A 22,897-nucleotide genomic window follows, 5' to 3' on the forward strand; every position below is an offset into this window, starting at 1 on the left:
ATGAATTTATTTATATATGATAAAACTTTTGAAGGTTTACTGACAGCTGTTTTTGATGCTTATTTTCGTAAAACTTTTCCGGATATGTTACTGTCTGAGGGAGATGTTTTGCCTCTGTTTTATGATGAAGCTTTTACAGTACATACCGATGAAGAGAAGTCCGGACGTGTGTGGCGCGGATTACAAAAGAAACTCTCGGTTTCAGCTCTTTCATCTATTACCTGGTGCTGGCTTTCTGAACTTCCGGAGGTAGACATACTGCTTTTCCGCTATATTCGTAAAGCAATTGATGCCCCCCGCTCTATTGAAACTAATTTTGGAGATCCGGATGTACTGGAGCTTGCGAAAATATGGAAAAAGGTAGATTGGGAACGGCTACGTATGCTTCAGTTCGTTCGTTTTCAGAAGGCTGCGGACGGTACTTTTTTTGCTGCTTTTGAACCTCGGCATAATGCACTACCACTTACCATAGAGCACTTCAGAGATCGTTTTGCCGATCAGAAGTGGTTGATCTATGATATGAAGCGACGTTATGGTTTTTACTATGACCTGAAAACCGTAGAAGAGGTTACTTTTGATGATGATAGCAGTGCTTCCCATCTCATTACCGGCATGCTGGACGAGAGCTTGATGGATAAGGACGAAAAGCTTTTTCAGCAGCTTTGGAAAACTTACTTTAAATCTACCACGATAAAAGAGCGCCTCAATCCGAGGAAGCACAAACAAGATATGCCAGTACGCTACTGGAAGTACCTGACTGAAAAGCAAAAGTAGCTTTACTCTATTCTTTCTACTGTCACTTCCGGAAATTCCTGTATAAGTGACAACAGATGTCCTTCGTCATAGTTACGTTTCGATTTTATTACCATTGTCACTTGGTAGAGAGATACTTCTCCGTGTCCTATGGTATCCATCTGATAGGATACAATCCGGTAGTCTTTGGAGTTGAACTTATCTGCAATTAACTTTAGTATGTTTTTATTTTCTGTAGAGAAAGTGATCATGGAGCTTTTCATACCTACACTTTTGAATATATAACTCAGTGCTTCGAGCCCGACGAGGGTTAGCAGCATTGCAGCAATTCCTATCACATACATGCCTGCACCTACAGCCAGACCTATTCCTGCTGTGGCCCATAATCCGGCAGCAGTGGTCAGCCCCCGCACTATTTGCTTCTGAAAAATAATGGTACCGGCACCGATAAAACCAATTCCACTGACTACCTGTGCTGCTACACGGCTTGGGTCCAGAGTAACACTGCTCTCTTTTATAATGTCCTGAAAGCCATATTGAGAAACAATCATTATCAAGGCACTGCCCAATGATACAAGAAAATGGGTACGATAGCCGGCCTCTTTGGCGCGATACTCTCTGTCCAGTCCGATGATGGCACCCAATATACCAGCTACTAACAATCTTAATACAAAATCAAGGTTTAATATCATACTCTTACTCTCCTTTCTGTTTTTAAATACGTTCTCTGAGGTTTATGTATAACCATCTTTACAGACTCTTAAAGATACAACTGTTTTCTTTTTCGTTGTTATTTCTTTAGTGTTATTTTAGAGTTCAGGATGAGTTTTTGTGATAAAGAGGTCATTTACCGTAGATTTTATAGTATTTGATTATCTGTTATACTTAAAATCAGTATCTTCGCAAAGAGAATATATGTATTCTATGCTGAACCGGGCTTTAAGGCATATAAATCTATAATTAAGGCATATGGACAAACAAGAACAAGACATCTTAGAACCCATGACACAGAAGGTTGGATATGGAGATGCTGAAGAAAGTAGAAATACCGGCACTTTGGTCGGTTTTGTTTTATTGAATACCAAAGAGTGTGATTTTGAAAGAATAAAAAAGAACCTGAAAGCCGACTGGAAAGATGTAGATTGGAGAAAAGTTACTAAGGAAGGATCTGCATTGGTGTTTGAGATTGATGATATGATGCTTTGTTTCAGCTATTTTGATGCTCCGGTTCCCGATAAAGAAGCTGAGTATAATGCTGAAAATAACTATCTGTGGCCGGAAGCTGTTGAAGTAACGAAAACACATGTGGCCCAACTGTGTGTAGCTGTACTGAGTCGAAATGTGTCTATTGTTGAAGCAGGTGAGCTATTTGTTAAGGGAGCCTCTTCTTGTTTGAAGCTGGCGAATGCGATTGGTTTTTACGCTTCGGGTACTGTGTTTGAACCGAAGTTTTATATAGAAGCGTCAACTGTAATGAAGGAAGATACGTTGCCCATTCTGAACTGGATTTATTTCGGTTTTACAAGAGGAAAACAGGGACCGGGTATTTATACGTATGGGATGACTGCCTTTGGTAAAGACGAACTGGAAATATTAGATAGTAGAATGAGTCCGGAAGAGTTAAGTGAGTTTTTGTATGATGTAGTATATTATATTTTAGAAAGTGATGTAACTCTGAGAGATGGTGAAACGATTGGAATGTCTGAAGAACAAAAGCTGGCTATAACTCGTTCGGAAGGAGTGTCGGTAGATGGTTTCAGTCTGAAAATTGCTCTTGAGTAAAATTTAAACGGGCTATTGGGATAGCTGGGTTTATACGATTGATTATGAAGAAAAGAATTATTTATGCCCTCTGTTTTCTTGCGATACTGATAATAGAAATTATTATTGGTGTATATGTTCACGATACCTTTGTTCGTCCTTATGTGGGTGATATTTTGGTAGTCGTACTGATTTATTGTTTTATTCGGATCTTTGTTCCCCGGTCTTTACGCTGGTTGCCAGTATATGTTTTTGCATTTGCATGTTTTATAGAGATACTTCAGTACTTTCAACTTGCCGATGTGATGGGGCTATCTGAAAACGGATTGGCTCGAATTGTGCTTGGATCAACTTTCGACTGGAAAGATATCCTTTGCTATGCAATAGGTTGTGGGATGCTTTTGCTGATAGAATATATTGAGCGTAAGATAGTGCGGCACAGAAGAGAGACCCAATCACTCATTGGTTATAAGAACCGGACTCACTGGTATCTTTAGTTTTAACTTTGTCTTTGTAAAGTGGATATCCACAATATTTGCAGTATTCTGCATTTTCATCATGTCCTGTCTTATGACAGTTGGGGCATTGTATATCTTTCAGCTTCTTATATTCTTTCATCATTGAAACGGACACAATGCCGGTTGGTACGGCAATGATGGTGTAACCAATCAGCATAACGCAGGCAGAGAGAAACTTACCCAAAGGTGTTATCGGAGTAATATCTCCATATCCTACTGTGGTCATAGTGACAATGGCCCAGTAGATGCTATTGGGGATATTGTTGAACTGCGTATCATGTTGCGTACCTTCAATCATATACATCAGTGTGCCGATGGAGATCACAAGTATTACTACAAAAAGAAAGAACACTGCTATTTTCTTACTGCTCTCTTTGAGTGAAGTGAGCAATCGTTCTCCTTCCATCCAGAAGGTGAAAAGCTTGAATATACGAAACACCCGAATAATACGGAATGCCCGGATAACCAATAGATAACGTGCTCCCGGCAGGAAAAAGGCAAGATATAGCGGTAGGGTTGCCAATAGGTCGATAATGCCGAAGAAGCTGAAAATGTACTTTTTGGGTTGTGGTGAACAGTAAATACGCGTAACGTATTCGAAAGTAAAGAAAGCCGTAAACAGATATTCGAATATAATAAACGGAGTTGAAAGCCAGGAAGGAATTCCTTGCAGACTTTCGAGAATAGCCAGCAGAATACTGAGTGCAATACATACAATAAGCGCCACATCGAACATTTTTCCTGCTGGAGTATCCGACTCAAAGATGATAACATACAACTTATGTTTCAGTGGTTTATTGTTTAAAAAACGTGTAAATCGCTCTTTTACTGTCATAATTTAACAATATAAACTTTCTATTGTTTACCGCATTTCCCCGTACGGAAAGCACAGCGTTAATCAATTACCCATTTGGGATTGTGTGGAATTGTTTTTTTAGGATTGTAGTTCATTCCCTCTTGCGTAGGTAGATGTAGAACGTATGTACGGCCTGTTTTGTTTTTCAGTGAATGCTCACGCAACCAGGGATTTGCATCACGCAATTGTGCATAGGTGAGCCCGTTCTTTTGGGCATACTCGTCCAGGTTGTCTATGGCACTGGTGATGGTTACTTTCTTGTATGGAATAGGGGGATACAAATGTTCCCGTTTTAGCAGGAAACCAAAGCGTTGCGGATTGCTGAATATCTCTTTGGCTGCCAGCCGACGGAACATATACCGGGAAGTTTCTTCCACCAGCCAAAGGTCCATGGCATGATCTGCAAGTTGCTTGTCCAACTGCGACGAAATACGTCCCTGCCCTGCATTATAGGCCGCGGAAACAGCCATCCAGTCACCGTATTTGGCATAAGCCTGTTTGAAATACTTGCAGGCGGCAATGGTTGCCTTTTCGATGTTGTAACGTTCGTCGATATTATCATTTACTTCCAGTCCGAATTCGCGTCCGGTGGCAGGCATGAATTGCCATAATCCGGCTGCCCCTGACGGAGAACGGGCAATGGGGTTGAGGCTGCTTTCAATCACCATGAGGTATTTGAAGTCATCGGGGATGCCATTGGCTTTTAAGATAGGCTCGACGATTGGGAAATAGCGGTTGGCACGTTTCAACATTAACATGGTTGTGGAGTGCATATAGGTGAAAGACATCATTTCACGATCCATACGCTCGCGGCGGTCATAGCGGCGAAGGTCAATTGTTTCACCGTCAAAGGTAGCCTGTTCAGGAACACTGGGAGGGCTGACACAATAAGGAACTTCAGACTTTACAGAGTGTGGTTCTGTCAGTTGTGTACTGCCAATGAGAATAGGCAAGGTTGCTCCGGCACAAAGTGCCAGCATGATACTTAATATTTGAGTAATACGAGTTGACTTCATATGAGTTAAAAATTGAAAGTTAAAAATTGAAAATTGAAAGTTGAAAATTGTGCCTATTAATTGTGCCTATTAATTGTGCTGTCACACTGCATAGTAATTTTCAACTTTCAACTTTCAATTTTCAACTAATATTGTTCACTTGGCAGCCGCTACAGTAGTAGATACTGCCACCCAGATAGTTTTCTTTCTTTATCGTTTCTCCGCAACGAGGGCAGGCGGTACCTGCTGTGTCTTTAGACAGATGTGGTATATATCCTCCGTTTTTTCCAAAAATATCTGTTTCCGTACTGCGTCCTCCTTGTTCATAAATCTCGTGGAGCGTAGACTTTACCTTATCGTAAAGGTTTTCTCTTTTCTCCGTAGAGAGAGCGTTGATCTTAGTTTTAGGGTGGATACGGGCATTGTACAGGATGTCCTGTAATACTCCGTTGCCTAATCCGGGTATGGTTTGTTCGGTAGCCAGAAAAGCTTTTGCCGTCTTTTTCTGTGCATCTTCGGCGTTTATCAGCTCCATGAAATATTCTTTGCTGAACTCTTCTGACATCACCTGCGGTTTATTTTTCGCCGCTTCGTAATAGGCAGATATAGGAGCATCGAATCCTTCGTTGGGAAAACACCACAAACCACCATACATTCGTACGGAAGCTACCAGGCAACTCTCATCTTCGAAACCAATGAGTAACTGGTGTTTGGCGGGAAGCCTTTCTCCGGGGGCGAAGTAACGCAGGTTGACACCATCCGTAAGAATCAGTAACATCTCTCCGGCTTTTATCTCAATCATTCCGCCTCGGGGATTGATTTCATCAATTGTTTTTCCGGCAAGACGTTCGGGATACTCTTCCGGGTTGCCATAAAACCACGCGAATTTATGGGGTGTGTATTGCGCAAACACATCGGTAATCTTCTTTCCTCTTACAGTCCGGTTCAGTTGCTCGGACAGATAACGGGCTTCGGGAGCTTCGATCATGGGATTTATGAATTATGATTTATGAATTACTGCAAAGATACTCTCATTTTACGAGCTTCAAAGAACTTTTCCCGCTTTTAATACGTTTTTGTACTATACATTAAAAACAGTTTACGTCACATGAATATAGCAATCAGCGGAGCCAGTGGCTTTATTGGCAGGCATCTTACAGCATTTCTCACGGAGCAGGGACACCGGGTGGTTCCTTTGGGGCGGCCTATGTTCCGGGAGGGTACATTAGGGTATCTGGTGCAGGCATTGTCTCATTGTGACGTAGTCATTAACCTGGCCGGTGCACCTATCAGCAGGCGGTGGACACCAGAGTATAAACGGGAGCTGTATGATAGCAGGATCAACGTGACACATCGCATCATTCGTGCTTTGGGGGCAGTGCGACGGAAGCCTCAGCTTATGATTTCGGCTTCTGCCGTAGGGTATTATCCGTTGGAGGGAACTTTTGATGAATATACCAATACGAGGGGGAGTGGATTTCTTGCTGATCTTTGTTATGCTTGGGAAAAGGAGGCCAAACGCTGTCCCCCGGAAATGCGGCTTGTGATAGCCCGTTTTGGAGTTGTCCTCTCTCCGGACGGAGGAGCTATGGAGCAAATGTTACGTCCTTTAAAGATGAAATTGGCTGCTGCTATAGGTCCGGGCACACAACCTTTTCCGTGGATTAGTATTAATGATCTTTGCCGCGCCATGGCTTTCATTATCGAGAGTGGGACCTTACGGGGAACTTTCAATTTTGTATCTCCGCAAGAGATTACACAATATGCTTTTGCCCGTGCACTGGGCAAAGCCTATCATGCCTGGGGGACGATCATTGTACCTCGTATGTGTGTGCAACTGATGTATGGCGAAGGCGCAACTTCACTTACAACCGGACAATATGTACGTCCAGGAAAACTGCTGGAATCTGGATTTAAATTCCATGATGCGGTGGTGGAACAACTTTTTCAGGGGATAGACCATACTACCGTCAATGAACTTGATTTGCCTCGTTATATGGGGCGTTGGTATGAAATAGCCCGTTACGATCATCGTTTTGAACGAGGGTTGTCTGAGGTAACAGCTACTTATACGTTGCTTCCCGATGGGAGTATCCGGGTAGAAAATGCCGGATACAAACAAGATGCTCATGGCAGAGGGAGGTATAAGCGTGCTATAGGCCGTGCAAAGATACCTGATATTACCCGGCCCGGAAAACTGAAAGTTTCATTCTTTCTGTGGTTTTATTCTGATTATTATATATTAGAGTTGGATAAGGAAGGATATAACTATGCACTCATCGGTAGCAGTTCCGATAAGTATTTGTGGATATTAAGCCGGACACCTCAACTGCCCGAGGAGGTAAAGAAACGCTTGTTGACCGTTGCGTTACAGCGGGGATATGATATAAACTTATTAGTATGGATTAACCAAAGTACACTTAAAATAGATTAGATTATGGAATATGAAATTGAACATCAGCCCGAACAGAAGCTGTTTAAAACTGAAGTAGAAGGTCGTACAGCTTTTGTACAATACCGTCTGCTAAACGGAGGTCTGGATATTATTCATACAATCGTTCCACGTCCGCTGGAAGGACAAGGAATAGCTGCCGCACTGGTGAAGGCTGCATATGATTATGCCGTTGCTAACGGATTGAAGCCAAAGGCTACCTGTTCGTATGCTGTTGCGTGGCTACAACGCCATCCGGAGGTGACAAAAGAAGCAGTGTAAAGATAACATTTATTTAACTCTCTAATAATAAGGTGAGGTTTTGGCTTCACCTTTTGTTTTATATTTTTATCGGTTTGACATAACCAATTCCGATAAAATTCATTTCAGCCTTGACGTCTTATTCTTGGAATATACCTTTGTGTTCGGATAAATAAAAGATTCCTTCTACAAAACGCCGTATCTTACTAAAACTATTTTGATTTAAGATATACAGATATAGTTTTTATTTTTTTATCGTACAAAATAGCGGAGATTTCCATATTTTTTGGCTTCAATTTAAGAATCCTATTTACATCGCTTTTTGTGGATATAATCTTGTCATTATACATGTACGATACTTTCACCCCATTCAAACAATAATCCAACTCTTTGATTTTATCCATAATTTTATTATTTACAAATAAATAACCCTCTTTTGCATATTTGGTATACACATATATTTCCCTTTTTTGTTGGATTGTATCTATTTTTTGGGAATCAACTCTATAATCTGTTTCTTTTAGTTTGGAATAATATGTAGTATTAAAGATTTCAGGAATTAATCTTTGGTCTAAATTATCTACATAAATGTACTGGTTGTAAGAGTCATATTTTTCATGTCCAGCAATATTTGTTTGAGCATTTAAATGACATGGGAAACTCAAACAAATTATTATTAAATAAATACAGGTTTTCATCGATAGTTAGTTTTTATCGTTTTGCTATGATTTAAATCATAAGGTCTAACAGGAAGTCCTATTACCTTTCTTGTATAGTTTTCATAATCAATTACACCTCCCCTAAAATTGATATTAGATGTATTCCGTTCTCCGATTTCATGAAACAAGGTAGAAGTGGTATTTTGCAGGACATTTTGTGTTGGAAACCCTATTCCTCCATTTACAAATTGCATTTGATCTAATGTAACATTTACAGTACCTACACTTGGAGCTATAACTATTGTATTATCTGTTTTAGAATATATTCCTCCTCCAAATTCATTTACAATATTAACTATTCTCACTTCTCTGCCAATAGTTAAATTATAATTGTGAAATAAATGACGGTTATTTATTAGCTTTCCAACGTTTCAGTTGTGGGAAGAACTGCTTCATATTTGCAATTGCTTCCTCTTTCGTCATCTTTATTTCAGAGTCTTTGTTGAATTCATCTACAAACTGGGCACAATGATTAATCATCTCATCCATGGTGCAATCCGCAGTGAAGTGTCCGTTGGCATAGCAATAACAGCAATATTCTTCATTCTTACTACCATCTGCTTCTGTTCCCAATACAGCAATGTCATTTAGTGGCATGCCACAGCTTTGGCAAAATTTCTGTTCCATAATTAGTTTTTGTATTTAAGTTATTTGGTTTTAATCGATAGCCGTTTCCATATCCAGCGTGGTATCATTCGCCAGAAGAATACGATAAGGGCATACCGCCAGTCAACGATTACCACCCGTTGCTTACGATTCAGTGCCCGTATAATGTGAGTTGCTACTTTTCTGGGATTCATTAGCAGTGGATACCTCTTGCCATCATTTAATAAGTCGGTGGATACAAACCCCGGGCGGATATCCGTGAAGCGAATATTTAGCTTTTGCATGTGTGCAAGCTGTTCAAGGGCGTCAATGTATGTGTTTTGAAATCGCTTTGTAGCAGAGTAAGCAGGTGCAACTCCCAATCCTTTTGTTCCGGCTATGGAACTGATAACTGCCAGATGTCCCCCACTATGTAAGTGGAAATATTGGAAGGCAGCAGTAACCATTCGCGTGAATCCTTCTACATTAGTACCAACTGTTTGTAGCTCGATGTCCGGATTTAACTCCATATTTTGATGTCCTATACCGGAACTAAGCAAAAATAAATCCATACCTCCCAATTTCTCAATTAGTTTGTGCAGCTTTTCGGTGGCGTCATCTTTGGTTACATCCAGTACTTCGGTTTCTATGTTATCTGGCGCAATCGTTCGAAATGCTTCCAAGGCAGACTGGCGTCTCCCTGCCACGCCTACTTTCCATCCTTGTAGCAGTAACCCTTTGGCTACTTCTTGTCCGATGCCGGAGGTGGCTCCAATGATAATTGCTTTTTTCATTCCTTTGTTTGTAAGATTAGTTTTTTGATTGGCAGAAGCAAAGGTAGATAAATCTTTTGAAAAATAGTCTGATATATTAAAAGTCTGACTTTTTTAATCCACCCTTGGGCTGAATAATGCAAATATAGAGATTTATTTTTGATGTAACCTATCAATATCTTTCCATAAAATGAATATAATACCATAATGGAATAACCTTTTTCCCATTTTGGGAATCATCTTTTTCATTTTGGCGGGATGGTGGATGAACTGTTTTTCATTATGAAGAAAATATATCATTGATACTGATATGTTTATCTGTTTATGGTAGAGTATTATCAGGGAATATACGTATTGAGAACAAAAGCAGTCAATGTACTGTTGCTGTTCTATCCGGAATTCTGGAAAAAACAGACAATCTTTCCAAGGAGTAAGAGGTTATCCTTTTACTCCTTGCAGTTCTACTTCAAAAATCAATGTAGAATAAGCAGGGATATTTCCACAGGCCCGTGTGCCATATCCCAACTCGTAAGGGATATAAATGATCCAGCGCGAACCGGTGGGCATTGCTTTCAGTGCTTCCTGCCAACCCTCAATGACATCTTTCACCCGGAAGGTTTCAGGGCGTTTGCGGGCAAAGGAGTCATCAAATACTTTTCCATCAATGAGGGTCCCCCGGTAGTGTACTTTTACGGTACTTTTGGCTGTTGGCACGGGGCCATTTCCCCTCAACAGAATTTTATACTGCACTCCGCAGGGAAGTTCCATTACTTCTTCTTCGGTGAGATTCTCTTTCAGAAAACGTTCGTTTGCTTCTTTGTACTCTTTATGTTTAAGACTCATAATTTATATCTGGTTAATCTGTCATTAAAAACAAAACTCTTTAGTAATTCTCTTTTAGCCATATTCCTAAAAACTGATCATAAATCTGGTAGGTTCCTTGTTCCTGTGTCACAAAATCTTTCTCCAATAGTCCTTTTAGTGCAGACTGTACGGAGCTTGACGAAGATAATTTGTATTTTTTTATAAATGCTCCCGATGTGATTGCCTGGGCTTTTCCTTCTTTAGTGATGGCAATGAGTAACTCCTTTTGCTTTTCCGGCAAACGGAAGAGTATCTCGGAATAAGTATATTTGAATGAATCTATAATTTGACGTATCGCTTCACTTACCATTTGTACTTCACAGATCGTGTCTTGGACAGTCATATCATAGAGGGTATGAAGTACTTTTTGCATATACCAGGTGATACCGTCAAACTGATGGTAGATGGTTTCGATGGTTTCATTGGTGATACTCTTTCCAGCTTCATTGAAATGCCGTTGGGCGAATAATGTGTAGTCTGTCAAAGGGATACTTTCCAGGTGCATTATCGAAACACTTTGATAAAACGGTCGCGAAGCAGTAAGAAACATGTTACCCATCACATGCCGTTGGCTTCCGGCAAAGATAAAGTGTGCATTATTACAACGTTGCACATAGGTGCGCAGCGTTGCTTCTACATTGTCTTCTGCATATCCGGCTATTTGCTGAAACTCGTCAATGGCAACAAGACAGGGTTTGTCGGCACGATTCAGGTACTGAAATATTTCGTCGAGCGTAGTTGGAGGAGCTTGTATATCTCCTAATCCGAGGTTTAGAGAAGGAGTACCGTTAATATCAAAGGTCAGGCTTGTCTGTAAAGACTTGACACTCTCCCAAAAAGCCTGTAACGCTTTTTTTCCGGCAGGTTTTAATCCTTCCAGAATCTCTTTGCTGAGGGCGAATACAAAGTCGCGCAGTGATTTGCTGGCGTAGATATCTATGAAGAATGTATAATAGTGTTTTTGAATCTCTTTATTTTGAAAGCAATGTTGGATTAATCCGGTTTTTCCCATTCTACGGGTGGAGATTATAGCTATATTGTTTCCGTTAGTTACTTCCCGGATGAGGATTTCACTCTCTTTCTTCCGGTCACAAAAGTAAGCAGGGGATATGTATCCACTTGTAATAAAAGGATTTCTGATGATTGGCATATCTTTGTTTCTTTATTATGCAAAGATAATTATTATAAAGTAATAATGCAAAGATAATAATAATCTTATTGAAATAGATGTTTTATGGCCTCCCACGGTGCATAAAGGAGCATTCTTGGTCCGGAGAAACGCATCACTTGCCGCATCCGTTCACGCATAACAGGCTTATAGCAGTGTACGGTACACTGTTTGCACGAACTTTTATTCTCTCCGAATGGACAATGGGCCAGTCTTGCATGGGCATAACGTAACAACTCTTCGCACTGAAGGCAAAGGCATTCATTCTTTTCTTTTTTCCGGCAATAGAGTCGGATCATTAACTCTACGATTCTTTTCTCCCGGTCAATACGGTTCTTACTCAATTTTATTATTTGTTAGATGGCTACAAATGTAACCAACATATCTAAAAGATACGTATCTTTGCACCCCGAAAATAAGAGGATTGCTATGAATATTAACAGCAAAGCGAAAGGATTTGTTTGTGGAGCCGTGGCGGCAGCTACATACGGCATGAATCCGTTGTTTACTCTCCCGTTATATAAAGAAGGGATGAGTGTAGACTCGGTATTGTTTTATCGTTATGGTTTTGCCGTCCTTATTCTTGGTATCCTGATGAAGATACAAGGGCAATCATTTGCTTTGAAGAAAAACGAAATATTTCCGTTGGTGGTGGGAGGTTTACTCTTTTCCGCCTCTTCTTTGCTTCTGTTTATGAGTTACAAGCATATGGATGCAGGCATTGCTTCCACTATTCTGTTTGTTTATCCGTTGATGGTGGCAGTTATTATGTTTCTGTTTTTTCGTGAAAAGATATCTCTGTTGACTGTCTTTTGTATCTTGATGGCACTTTCGGGTATTGGTATGCTTTACAAAGGGGATGGTGGCGAAACTCTTAGTTTAATAGGTATGTTGCTGGTTATTCTCTCTTCGTTGTCATATGCTATTTATATTGTAGGAGTCAATCACTCTACCCTTAAACTGATGTCTACGGCTAAGCTGACTTTTTATGCCTTACTTTTCGGGCTTTCTATCTATATTGTTCGTTCCAACTTTTGTACAGAGTTACAGGCTATTCCTTCTCTTCCGGCCTGGGGGAATATTCTTGCAATGGCTTTTTTGCCTACGGTTATCTCCTTGATTTGTACTGCTATATCAATACATAGTATTGGTTCTACCTCTACAGCTATTATGGGGGCACTCGAACCGGTAACTGCTCTTTTTTTCGGTGTTATGATATTCGGTGAGCGACTCACACCTCGTCTGATGCTGGGGATTCTGATGATTCTTGTTGCCGTAACTTTTATTGTTGTAGGTAAATCTGTTATGGAGAAGATAAATCATCTGTTTATGCAGTTGATGCATCGCCGATAATCAATGGCTGATTTTAGAGCGTTCTTTCATAGTTGATAAAACAGGAAGTTTGTTTTGTCAGAATGTATGAGGGAGGATAAATCCTTGTATAATAATTGTTTTGTAAATAGTTGAGAATCAATAGGAGAGAGGCATACATATCTCCATCGCAAAAGTGTACAATAAAGGATGTGTTAATTGTACACTTTTATCATATAATATTGTACACTCTTATGCTACCAAACTGTACACTCTTGTCAATAGAAAACAGTATGTTAATTTTCTTGTTAACAACGTTAATGAAAATCAGTTTCTTTATATCGTTACTTCCCTGTTAAAATCTCCACGCCAATATCCTGCTGCTTTTTGTTCCTTGCTGCATCCGGATCGTTTTGTATTCAGCTACATCTTCCAACTTTAGCCGGGTATATAGTTTGTTCAGGTTCTTCTCTTTGGAAACTAAACTGGTGAACCAACCACAGTTCTTCTGGTATTTCCGGCTTTCGGTAATCATATCCAAAAGAAAGCGAAGTTCTCCACCTTCGCACCAAAGTTCATTTGCATTGCCGCCAAAATTGAGTTGGGCTTTGGATACTTTTTTTCCTTTCAAACTGCTGAGCTTGCGTAGCGTTCCTTCTTCCGCTTCTTCTTTAGAACTGTGAAACGGGGGATTACATATGGTCACATCGAAGTATTCATCCGGTTGTATTATTCCTTTGAAAATACTCCGGTTGTCCTTTTGTAATCGTAATTCTATCTTATGGACTAATACCGGATTACAGGTAACAATCTTTCTGGCATTCTCTATTGAGACAGGATCAATATCCGAACCGACAAATGTCCATCCGTATTCAGTACAACCAATGATCGGATAAATACAATTGGCGCCTACGCCAATATCCAGACATCTGTACTTGGGCGTTTCCTCTAACGAATTCCCGGAATTAAGTAAATCGGCAATGTAATGGATATAGTCTGCTCTGCCGGGAATGGGAGGGCATAAATATCCTTTGGGAATATCCCAGTACCGGATTCCGTAATAACTTATTAGTAATGCTTTATTCAGAGCCTTTACTGCCTGCGGATTGAAAAAGTTGATACTTAATGTTCCGTATGGATTGGGTGAAACAAACTTCTTGAGCGGTGGATAATTTTCTGTCAGTTTCGAAAAATCATACTGCCCGTTGTGCCTGTTTCTTTTATGTAATTCGTTTCTTTCTGTCATGGCGGCAAAGATACGGAGAATCTGTTTTATTATTATGGAATAATTTATTAAATTGTAGAAGTCGGATGATGCTATGTTATTATGAATTGCGTATTTTTGCATATACCAATAAAATAGAATAAATATGGAAACGAAATATCTTACTCTAACAAAGGAAAACATAGAGACTGAGCATATTTGTTGTGCCTTCTCTGATAAGAAATGTAAAGAAAGTTATGAGTTGAAAAAAGAGTGGCTGAAAAGAGAGTTTGATAATGGATTTGTTTTCAGACGCCTCGATGAGCGTGCTAAAGTATTTATAGAATATGTGCCTGCCGAAAAAGCATGGATACCTGTTGATGCTCCCGGTTATTTAATGATAAACTGTTTCTGGGTGTCAGGACAATACAAGGGAAAAGGATATGGCAAGGCTTTGCTGCAATCGGCCATTGACGATGCAAAAGAACAGGGAAAACATGGTCTGGTTACCGTAGCCGGTACATCTAAATTTCATTTTATGAGTGATACAAAATGGCTCTTGAAACAAGGGTTTGAGACTGTAGATAAACTTCCTTACGGATTTAGTCTTTTAGTCCTGAAGATAAATCCGGATGCATTGAATCCTTCGTTTAAAAAGTGTGTGTCAACCGGAGAATGTGAGGATAAAGATGGGGTAGTCGTTTATTATACCAATCGTTGTCCGTTTGCGGAGTATCATGTTCGTAACTCCTTGGTAAGCGTAGCTGAAAGTAAGGGAATCCCATTGAAAATAGTGAAGTTGCAAACTCTGGAACAAGCACAGACAGCCCCTACACCCGCCACTATATTTTCTCTTTTTTATAATGGGAAGTTTGTCACGACCGATCTGAGTGCGTGTATTGATAAGCGGTTTGATAAAGTAATAAAGATAGAGACACAATCTGAATGATTGTGTCCCTTTTCAGAGATAGACAAATTCCTTCTCAGAAGTTTCTTAAAACTTCCATCATACTTGGGCGTCGTTTATAGGTAACTCTGAATTCTTCAACAATCTCCTGTACCAGCGCTTTACCACCTTTCAGTTTTTTCGTTTCTTTCAGAATTCGGGCAATGTATTCATAATGGTTTCTGCCTACATTCTCTTCTGCATATTTGCAGATACTTTTATGGAGAAGCAGCAAAATTTCATCGGAGTAGATTTCTGTCAGATGGTGGGCATAATGGAGCAATGCCTCTATTGATCTGTGGGATGTGTCGGACAACAAATTTAGCAGACTTTCATAATCTTCTTCTTCTGCGTAGATATCTGCTTCATTACATTGTCCACCCAAATAATATTTGATGAATTTCGTTTGCTTCATCATTGCATTTAAAAATGTTTTCCATTTTTCTTTTGCCACGTACTTTTTCAGTTTACGATAATAGGCAAGATCGCCGTTTTCTAATATAAACAGCTCTTTACATGCATCTATAAGGTCTGGAATATTTTCTGTCTGCTCGTAAATCGACAGTTTATATTCCAGCCATTCTTTTATCGTTCCCAACTCTCCTTTCTTTTGCGCTATTTGTATTCCCTCATTCAGTGTTTTTATCGTTTCATCATATTGTTGGTTTTCAATGTAGCGTTCTACTTCCTGTTTCCTGATTTCCGGTAGGTAGAGATAAAACTTTATGGTGGCTTGTGCCTCTTCTTCACGATGCAGTGCACGTAAAATATCGACTTTACGCTCAATTAGTTTATAAAGTTCCCAACTGTCTTTTCTTTCTTCAATTAATTGATTCACATATGATAAGGCCTCCTCTTTCGTCTGTGTCTCTAATGTTATCAGTTCCAGTAATTGTTCTATATCATAAATGTCATACTCCCTGTAAGCTGATAATTTTTCTATTAGTCTGACTTCCTTCAGAATTTCTTTTTTTAATGTAGCGGATGCATCAGAGTGTTTGATTATATTCATTAGTATTTTTCCTGAACTGTCACAGAAATTAATAATAGCCATTCCGTCATGATACAGTAATTCTTGTTCTATATAGTTTTCACCAATAGATTGTAAAATTTGCAAAGCAATTGAAGCAGCATCCGCAAAATTATGTCGTTCACATAGTAATTCTGCTTTTTTCAGATAACCGTCCAGGTAACAGGACACTTTGTTCCAATCAGTCTCTGGTCCGTGATATCTTCCGTATCTGTCTTCGGTTTCTCTATAAGGTACGTTGAAACATTGTTGTATTTCTGTCCGGTAATCCAGACTTGTTTTATTCGTTGTGTTCCGTGCAGGGAGAAATTTTTCTATTAACGCCTGTTTGCATTCAGGATGTCCGGAAGCATATTCCAATATGAAGTTAGATAATTGCTTCGGTGAAATGAAAGATAATATGTCTTTTACGTTAGTGTCTTTCGACATTTTCTTTTGTTTCTCCATGATCTTTACTTCTTTAGCAGACGGGAAACGCTTTTCTTTGGATTTGTTTTCACGAATTGCTAATATTACGGCTACTACATGCTTGCAAATATCACCATCATATGGACAATCACAATCCCAATATACAATTTCTTTGCCTTCTATAGAAACCTCTACTTCATAATCCTTCGTTCCTTCTACTTGCGCAATCCATTCACCCGGTTCTGTCTCTTCCAGTTCGGTAACTGCACCACTTTCAAAGTATTCCTCTCCTCGCATCCATATATGTGGAGGTACAAAGTTCTCAAAATTGGATAGTGTCATCATAATAATTCTGTTTTTTTAAGTTGAGAGCGTACCGCTCTGTTATTATGTTCAAGAATATCAGATAGAAGAAAGCCTGTATTGACTGTGAAATATCAGTATTCATATTATTTCCGAATATACACTTTTACCATTACAGATTAAAAATGATTGAATTTGTTCTTAATTTCGTTATATATACTTTTTTGCCATTCTTGTATATCGTTTTTTATAGAAAGGGTGAATATATGGCATTTACGAGTTGTTTCCATACCATTATTACTGGTATGCATATAAGCACCTTCTATCGGTTCGGTTTCATCTCCGGGATATACAAGAGCCACGTGTTGGGCATTGAAATATTCGTGGTAAACATACATTTGTCTGAGATCATCGGTTGATGGATTATTTCCATTGATATTTTTCCATTTCGTATCCAATACCACGCAAAAATCTTCTCCGATGTTTACCACAATATCCGGTCTTATGGAAGTTATGTGTCCTAATGCATGTTTCCAAAAATTCTTTCGTACTTGTTTTTTTACTGTTTCACCTGGCTGACAATGTTTTCGGAGACTAATATATACGAATTCTTCCCAAAGCAGATTCATATCAAACATCAATGCTAATACATCATTGTGTCCTCCTCGGATGTCCGGATGATAACACAGCAAGAGCAGGCGGGCTATGTTAATTGCATTTCTATAAGAAAAAGTTTTTCGGTCATAATTTATTCTTGCGAATATTTCATCTGTAACCTGTATGTCGGGCATTTCCGGAAAGTTCAGCAGTAGAGTTCCAATACGACTTTGTAAAGCCGGATCAGTATTAATGATTTTCAGTAGACGAATTGTTTTATAAAGTATACAGTGTAACTTATGCTCGGTATCGTAAGATACGTAGCGGACATAAAAACGCTCTTGATGAGTTAGGTTTTCTCGGATGTGTTGACTGAACTTCAGGCTTCCTTTTAATGTGGTAACATTCCCTTCTTTCGGATGATACTTTTTTGCCAATCCATTACGCAATAGATATTCTACTTCATTTATAAAGAGTTCAAAGTAGAGACTGAGTAGGCTATTGGGCTTTATTTGCAGCAGACTGTTTCCAGGAGTTTGTACATCAAAAGGACCTATCGTTAACAACATGCTGATCAGCATATCACGCCATTGTTTTTTTTCTTCTCTTCCGAAATTTATATGGTCAGCCTTAGGTAGTACTTCAACTACAGTATCACCTACTTGTATTACTCCTACATATTCATTAAACCGGATACCATTATGTACAAGTGAAAAATAAGGGACTCCTTGGTCGCCATAATGTTGTTGGAAGGACTGTAGCTTATATTTATCAAAAATGATAGTCTTATTCCCATAGGTAAATTCTTCACCTAATCGAATGACTTGGTGTTCGAATACACTGATATGTCCGTTAGCCCCTAACATAGTTTATTTATTCAGAAGTTGCAGGATTGCTTTCTTGAACTCATCTTTACCCATCTTTGTTGCAGAACAGTCTTTTATTTTGCAAATAGCCCTGTTGGTAAAACTTGAAACGTCGTTGTCGTAATCAAAATCGGCGAATATTTTGCTGATGTTACTCGGACTTTTTATTGATTCTATAAAGCCTTTACCTACTATAAGGCCAATTTTTCCATGGTCTCCGAAGAAATATTCTTGTAATAAAGGTAATATATTCTGATGGAATACAGCTTGTAATTTCTCAAGACTATCTACTTTCATAAAATAACTGTGGCCTATCAAATGATCTTTGTCAAGTAGAAGTTCAATACGTTCGTTTATTTTCTTCAATATATCCTTTAGCGAGAATTCTTCTTCGTCTATTTGAATTGTATTTTCCAGTAATTCCGGTTTGGGGGGTATTTCCTGAAAGCAAAATCGACGGCGTAGTGCTGTGTCGAGAGCTTCTACACTACGGTCGGCAGTATTCATTGTACCAATGATATAAAGATTAGGTGGTACGCCGAATCTATCTTTACTATACGGTAAGATGGTTTCCAGAACCTCTTCTTTTCCCAGACGCTTATCCTCTTCAATGAGTGTGATCAATTCACCAAAGATTTGAGATACATTACCACGGTTTATCTCGTCAATAATAAGAATGTAAGGCTTTACCTTTTTATTTGCACCCTTTGTCGGTTGATCCGATGATTCGTCTAATTGATAGCTTTTAAGTTTATTAAGTAAAGACTGATAATATTTGCCTAAGCCTTCAGATTGAATGGGACGAGTTCCATAAAAATAATCCTTGAGAGTAGATATATTTAAAGTATGGCTTGTGCCTCCACTTGCTTTTTTAAAGTGAATAGAATTTGAAGTAAAATTTAAAATGGTGTAATCCTTTCCTTTTTGTTTTAAAGGAAAAAGTAATTGATGATTATTTTCCCATTCCTCTTGTAACATCTCAAATGCGTCATTAAAAGAGATAGTATCATTTACGGGAGTGTGGGCTTCTGACCAATTGTTACGTGCTACTTCTGCTAATTTTTTAAAGATTCCTGCTTCGACATCATAAGCTACTTGTTTTTCATTGTTTGTATACGGCTTTATCCCTTCGATAAAATCTTCATAACACATACTTTGATGGAAAGTGACAAAAGCGATTTGCCCCTGTGGATTCGTCCAATCATCGATAAGCAGTTCGTTAAAGCGTTCCTTTAATTTATCTCTTTTGGAAAATCTACTTTCAAGTTCCTCCTCTGTAAGTCCATCTATGATTGAAATGGCTTTGTTAATCGTATGATATGTCTTTCCTGTGCCAGGAGGGCCATATAAGATTTGATTAAGAGGATTTGATAGATTGTTTATTTTCATGTTAGTATCTATATTTTGAGTTAACTCAATTTCAGGACCATTCTTACCAAGTGATATCACATCTTCTATTTCCTTAATTTTATCTTTGTCCGTAATTTGGTATACGGCTGTCATTTTTCCGATCTTATTAGACAATTCTGGTTGGATACTCAACCATTTCACCGTTTTTTGATGTGGAAAATCAGCATCCGTATTATATTGATAATCATCTTCAACCTGTGCAATACCTAATACAGAATAACCGTCTTGTACCAGTACAATATCTCCTATGTGGATTTTTGAATAGAAGTTAAATATTTCTCCGGCTTTTCTGCTTCTTACTTGACTTTCAGAGTTATAATATCCATTCTCATCGAGTAAGCTTATAATATCATTTTTACTCTTTACTCCGGCACTCTTCAGATCTCCTATTTCCGGCCAGCCAATACAAATCTTTTTTTCAGATTTCATTTCTTCCCAATAACTGGTATCACCGTCTTTTGTACCAATTCTCCAATAAGAAGCTTTTTCAATCCATTCATCTTTCAAAATCTCCGGTAAATATTGGTTGAATATGGAGAAGTAGGTATCTACGTCAAAAGGTATACCACGTTTAACTATGTTTTTGTCTTTTTTTTCGTCTAACGGGCGATTATAAAAACAAAATTCTACATTACCATCATATATATCCAGAAATAGTTGTTTAGCTGTTGTTTGGCTTTTGTGTGTTTGGTTTATGAAAGCTATCCAACAGCGGGTACTACCAGTATTCCGGGCACCTCGGAAATCAAAATCTTTTGCAACGATTTTACCATTAGCACCGAGTGAATCGATTGTAATGTTAATTATATTATGGACGGGAATATTCATCTTATAGTCTGCATCCGCGAGTATTAATATATATAATATGCTATACCAACTGGGATACATCTTAAATTTGTCGGGAGCTTTATCCTTTTCAGCATTGATTATAGCTTCTATTTCTGCTTTACTGATAGTTCTATCTTTTACAATTTGCGATATCTCCTTGCGGATTGTAAGGATAGGACCATTTCCATTTTGATATTGCTCGAAATTTTTTTGCTTAACGTCTGAAGGTAGATTATTTAAGTAATCAACCAATGCGTCATTGTTGTCAGAAAGCTCTTTTATCTGAATAGAGTATTCCCTTAGTCTTTCAATGTTCTCTATGAAATTTTTTTTATCTATATCCATGTTTTTCTTATATTTCGATTTGACCGTTCATTAACTTAGGTAAGAGAATGTCGCGGGCTTCGTGAAGTTCGTTGTTATAAATTTCGAATTAGTTTAAACTAACTTCTGATTCTTCCTTGCATATTGTAATGGAAGTATTTTATATTTTCAGAATGTCTGACAAAGTTAATTATTTTAGCCGTTATTTACAAAGAATCTGTGGATATTCCGGAGATAAATATTTCAAAGTACATAGTGCTTTTGGCTGATAACATTAATAATATGAACAAAAGTAATGAGTCGTTTTTAAAGTTTTCATAGAAAGTGCATATAAAAAAACGGTACCCCGATTCACATCGCAGCACCGTCACAACACAAACACAAAATAAAACACGACAAAACTACTATGCAATCTTACCTGTCTATGCCGGGGAGGCATGCGAATGCTGCGATATGGATATTCACATATGCATAAAGAGCTTCAGGCTGATTTGCATAATATAAACGCAAAGGGATTTTTTTTGTTCAATAGGAAGTATAAAAAAAGTGATTTTATAGGAGTAATTATTGTTGTACCTCATAAAAACGTTACTTTTGCTCCTTCTAAAGACAGAAATGCGTATGGAACCCAGAGAACTTATCAACTTTATGGCTATTGCCGAGAGACTAAAGTGTAATACACGCCATTCGTGGACATCAACCTATCGCCATGAGAGCGTAGCTGAGCATAGTTGGCGACTCACTTTACTGGCATATTTTGTACAGGATGAATTTCCTGAGGCTGATATGAATAAAGTGATTCAGATGTGTATTCTTCATGATTTAGGTGAGGCTATCACAGGAGACATTCCTGCTTTCTATAAAACGCAGAAAGATGAAGAGGTTGAAGACCGTAAGATTGAGGAGTTGTTTCAGACTCTACCTCCTTTTTATCGGGATAAACTATTGCCGTTATTTCGGGAGATGGGAGAGCTTGCAACGCTGGAGGCGAAGATATACAAAGCTTTGGATAAAATGGAAGCTATCATTCAACACAATGAAGCTGATATTTCTACCTGGATTCCTTTGGAATATACTGCCAACTTGGAGTATGGAGCAGAGAATGTAGCGTTTTCTCCTTATTTGAGACGGTTGAAACAGGAGCTCTATAATGATTCGGTTCGAAAGATTGAAAGTGTATCTGGCCAAGGGGGAGGCAGCAATAACAGATGGGTTGATTTGACACTGAAAGTCACCCCGAAGATGATAAAAGATGCACAGGGAAATGAGAACAAGGCTTTCACGGGACATTTAGGTACTCATTTTGATGTGATGAATAAAGAATTCCCATTGAACTATACAGAACGAAAAGCTATTGTTTTTGATGTGAGTTCCATATCCGGCAGAGACATAGAGGTGCAGGATATTGATCTTTCTAAAGTGAGGCCCGATATGTTTGTTTCTTTTTATAGCGGATATATTGAAAGGGAAAGTTATGGTAGTAAAGCCTATTTCTCAGAACATCCGCAATTGTCGGATGAACTGATAGAGAAGCTGTTGGACAGACATATTTCTATAATAGGAATTGATTTTGCCGGTGTGAGAAGAGGGAAAGAGCATACGCCTAAAGATCAGTATTGTGCTGATAAGGGCGTTTTTATCATAGAAAATCTCTGCCATTTGGGACAGTTATTGGTTGGTGATGAGAAGTCTGCTGAATTTATAGCCAATACATATCCTATGAATTTTGCAGAGATGACCGGTTTACCTTGTAGAGTTATAGCTAAGAGAAAGTGATTAAAATTTAGTCAGACGCTTGGGAGAACCGTGCCAGGAACATCCCAGACAGTATATTTCTGTCATATCAAATCCTTCTGTCGAAGCTTCTGCATCTTTGGGAACCACTGTTCCTTCTTGGGTAATATATACTAACAGGCGTTCGCCCTGTTCATTTTTAACATACATACCAGCGATTTTACACTGGGGACAAAGTAATTTTCTCATTCT

24 protein-coding genes are annotated in these 22,897 nt (G+C 38.7%); 8 read left to right on the plus strand and 16 right to left on the minus strand.

Going from position 1 to position 22,897, the window contains the following annotated elements:
• Positions 1-774: a TIGR03915 family putative DNA repair protein gene (locus K8P02_RS02750; protein ID WP_007484529.1), complete on the plus strand. Its 774-nt coding sequence runs from the start codon at positions 1-3 to the stop codon at positions 772-774.
• Between the two features lie 2 nt (positions 775-776).
• On the opposite strand, the gene K8P02_RS02755 is transcribed toward K8P02_RS02750, so the two are convergent.
• Positions 777-1,445 (minus strand): MgtC/SapB family protein, encoded by a 669-nt coding sequence (locus K8P02_RS02755; RefSeq protein ID WP_007484531.1) that lies wholly within the window; start codon positions 1,443-1,445, stop codon positions 777-779.
• Between the two features lie 277 nt (positions 1,446-1,722).
• Between K8P02_RS02755 and K8P02_RS02760 the strand changes: the two genes are divergently transcribed.
• Together K8P02_RS02760 and K8P02_RS02765 are read left to right on the plus strand one after the other, a co-directional pair.
• Complete coding sequence (locus K8P02_RS02760) at positions 1,723-2,535, plus strand: DUF4261 domain-containing protein (protein WP_007484532.1); 813 nt, start codon at positions 1,723-1,725, stop codon at positions 2,533-2,535.
• Between the two features lie 44 nt (positions 2,536-2,579).
• Positions 2,580-3,011: a ribosomal maturation YjgA family protein gene (locus tag K8P02_RS02765; protein ID WP_007484535.1), complete on the plus strand. Its 432-nt coding sequence runs from the start codon at positions 2,580-2,582 to the stop codon at positions 3,009-3,011.
• Here K8P02_RS02765 and K8P02_RS02770 read toward each other — a convergent pair.
• From K8P02_RS02770 to K8P02_RS02780, 3 genes are all read right to left on the minus strand, one after another.
• Positions 2,974-3,867: an ion transporter gene (locus tag K8P02_RS02770; protein ID WP_007484536.1), complete on the minus strand. Its 894-nt coding sequence runs from the start codon at positions 3,865-3,867 to the stop codon at positions 2,974-2,976. The genes K8P02_RS02765 and K8P02_RS02770 overlap by 38 nt on opposite strands.
• Positions 3,868-3,926: 59 nt before the next feature.
• Positions 3,927-4,904: a lytic transglycosylase domain-containing protein gene (locus K8P02_RS02775; RefSeq protein ID WP_007484537.1), complete on the minus strand. Its 978-nt coding sequence runs from the start codon at positions 4,902-4,904 to the stop codon at positions 3,927-3,929.
• Between the two features lie 121 nt (positions 4,905-5,025).
• Positions 5,026-5,871 carry a formamidopyrimidine-DNA glycosylase gene (locus K8P02_RS02780; RefSeq protein ID WP_007484538.1) on the minus strand — a complete coding sequence of 282 codons (846 nt, stop codon included), beginning with the start codon at positions 5,869-5,871 and terminating at the stop codon, positions 5,026-5,028.
• A gap of 120 nt (positions 5,872-5,991) precedes the next feature.
• On the opposite strand from K8P02_RS02780, the gene K8P02_RS02785 reads away from it, so the two are divergent.
• A complete protein-coding gene (locus K8P02_RS02785; protein ID WP_007484539.1) occupies positions 5,992-7,317 on the plus strand; it encodes a TIGR01777 family oxidoreductase in 1,326 nt (441 codons plus the stop codon).
• A 3-nt stretch (positions 7,318-7,320) separates the two neighbouring features.
• Positions 7,321-7,596, plus strand: coding sequence for a GNAT family N-acetyltransferase (locus tag K8P02_RS02790; RefSeq protein ID WP_007484540.1), 276 nt, complete (start codon positions 7,321-7,323; stop codon positions 7,594-7,596).
• A gap of 191 nt (positions 7,597-7,787) precedes the next feature.
• Here the strand turns inward: K8P02_RS02790 and K8P02_RS02795 are convergent, their stop codons facing one another.
• The 7 genes from K8P02_RS02795 to K8P02_RS02825 form a co-directional block, all read right to left on the minus strand.
• Complete coding sequence (locus tag K8P02_RS02795) at positions 7,788-8,273, minus strand: hypothetical protein (protein ID WP_007484541.1); 486 nt, start codon at positions 8,271-8,273, stop codon at positions 7,788-7,790.
• Complete coding sequence (locus tag K8P02_RS02800) at positions 8,270-8,599, minus strand: hypothetical protein (protein ID WP_007484543.1); 330 nt, start codon at positions 8,597-8,599, stop codon at positions 8,270-8,272. The genes K8P02_RS02795 and K8P02_RS02800 overlap by 4 nt, the downstream gene beginning before the upstream one ends.
• A 43-nt stretch (positions 8,600-8,642) precedes the next feature.
• Positions 8,643-8,921 (minus strand): zinc ribbon domain-containing protein, encoded by a 279-nt coding sequence (locus K8P02_RS02805; protein ID WP_002562135.1) that lies wholly within the window; start codon positions 8,919-8,921, stop codon positions 8,643-8,645.
• A gap of 20 nt (positions 8,922-8,941) precedes the next feature.
• The gene (locus K8P02_RS02810; protein WP_007484546.1) at positions 8,942-9,673 is read right to left on the minus strand and encodes an SDR family NAD(P)-dependent oxidoreductase; all 732 of its coding nucleotides are present in this window, start codon (positions 9,671-9,673) and stop codon (positions 8,942-8,944) included.
• A gap of 417 nt (positions 9,674-10,090) precedes the next feature.
• Positions 10,091-10,495 (minus strand): FKBP-type peptidyl-prolyl cis-trans isomerase, encoded by a 405-nt coding sequence (locus tag K8P02_RS02815; protein ID WP_007484547.1) that lies wholly within the window; start codon positions 10,493-10,495, stop codon positions 10,091-10,093.
• Between the two features lie 40 nt (positions 10,496-10,535).
• Complete coding sequence (locus K8P02_RS02820) at positions 10,536-11,666, minus strand: AAA family ATPase (protein ID WP_007484548.1); 1,131 nt, start codon at positions 11,664-11,666, stop codon at positions 10,536-10,538.
• A 65-nt stretch (positions 11,667-11,731) separates the two neighbouring features.
• The gene (locus tag K8P02_RS02825) at positions 11,732-11,983 is read right to left on the minus strand and encodes a nitrous oxide-stimulated promoter family protein (RefSeq protein WP_394373210.1); all 252 of its coding nucleotides are present in this window, start codon (positions 11,981-11,983) and stop codon (positions 11,732-11,734) included.
• Positions 11,984-12,113: 130 nt separating this feature from the next.
• Here K8P02_RS02825 and K8P02_RS02830 point away from each other — a divergent pair, with 130 nt between their 5' ends.
• A complete protein-coding gene (locus tag K8P02_RS02830) occupies positions 12,114-13,037 on the plus strand; it encodes a DMT family transporter (protein ID WP_044158450.1) in 924 nt (307 codons plus the stop codon).
• 313 nt (positions 13,038-13,350) lie between these two features.
• Here the strand turns inward: K8P02_RS02830 and rlmF are convergent, their stop codons facing one another.
• The gene (gene rlmF, locus K8P02_RS02835; protein WP_025867887.1) at positions 13,351-14,241 is read right to left on the minus strand and encodes a 23S rRNA (adenine(1618)-N(6))-methyltransferase RlmF; all 891 of its coding nucleotides are present in this window, start codon (positions 14,239-14,241) and stop codon (positions 13,351-13,353) included.
• A gap of 124 nt (positions 14,242-14,365) precedes the next feature.
• Between rlmF and K8P02_RS02840 the strand changes: the two genes are divergently transcribed.
• The gene (locus K8P02_RS02840) at positions 14,366-15,148 is read left to right on the plus strand and encodes a GNAT family N-acetyltransferase (RefSeq protein ID WP_007484551.1); all 783 of its coding nucleotides are present in this window, start codon (positions 14,366-14,368) and stop codon (positions 15,146-15,148) included.
• Between the two features lie 34 nt (positions 15,149-15,182).
• Here K8P02_RS02840 and K8P02_RS02845 read toward each other — a convergent pair whose 3' ends face one another.
• From K8P02_RS02845 to K8P02_RS02855, 3 genes are all read right to left on the minus strand, one after another.
• Positions 15,183-16,928: an SWIM zinc finger family protein gene (locus K8P02_RS02845; protein ID WP_007484552.1), complete on the minus strand. Its 1,746-nt coding sequence runs from the start codon at positions 16,926-16,928 to the stop codon at positions 15,183-15,185.
• Positions 16,929-17,065: 137 nt separating this feature from the next.
• On the minus strand, positions 17,066-18,349 hold the full coding sequence (locus K8P02_RS02850; RefSeq protein ID WP_025867888.1) for an McrC family protein: 1,284 nt from the start codon (positions 18,347-18,349) through the stop codon (positions 17,066-17,068).
• A 3-nt stretch (positions 18,350-18,352) separates the two neighbouring features.
• Positions 18,353-20,932 carry an McrB family protein gene (locus K8P02_RS02855; protein ID WP_025867889.1) on the minus strand — a complete coding sequence of 860 codons (2,580 nt, stop codon included), beginning with the start codon at positions 20,930-20,932 and terminating at the stop codon, positions 18,353-18,355.
• A 600-nt stretch (positions 20,933-21,532) separates the two neighbouring features.
• Here K8P02_RS02855 and K8P02_RS02860 point away from each other — a divergent pair.
• Complete coding sequence (locus K8P02_RS02860) at positions 21,533-22,687, plus strand: HD domain-containing protein (protein WP_223381958.1); 1,155 nt, start codon at positions 21,533-21,535, stop codon at positions 22,685-22,687.
• Here the strand turns inward: K8P02_RS02860 and K8P02_RS02865 are convergent, their stop codons facing one another.
• A complete protein-coding gene (locus K8P02_RS02865) occupies positions 22,688-22,894 on the minus strand; it encodes a hypothetical protein (RefSeq protein WP_025867890.1) in 207 nt (68 codons plus the stop codon).
• Positions 22,895-22,897 lie beyond the last annotated feature (3 nt).

This window comes from Bacteroides nordii, assembly GCF_019930665.1.
In the GTDB taxonomy this organism is placed as follows: domain Bacteria; phylum Bacteroidota; class Bacteroidia; order Bacteroidales; family Bacteroidaceae; genus Bacteroides; species Bacteroides nordii.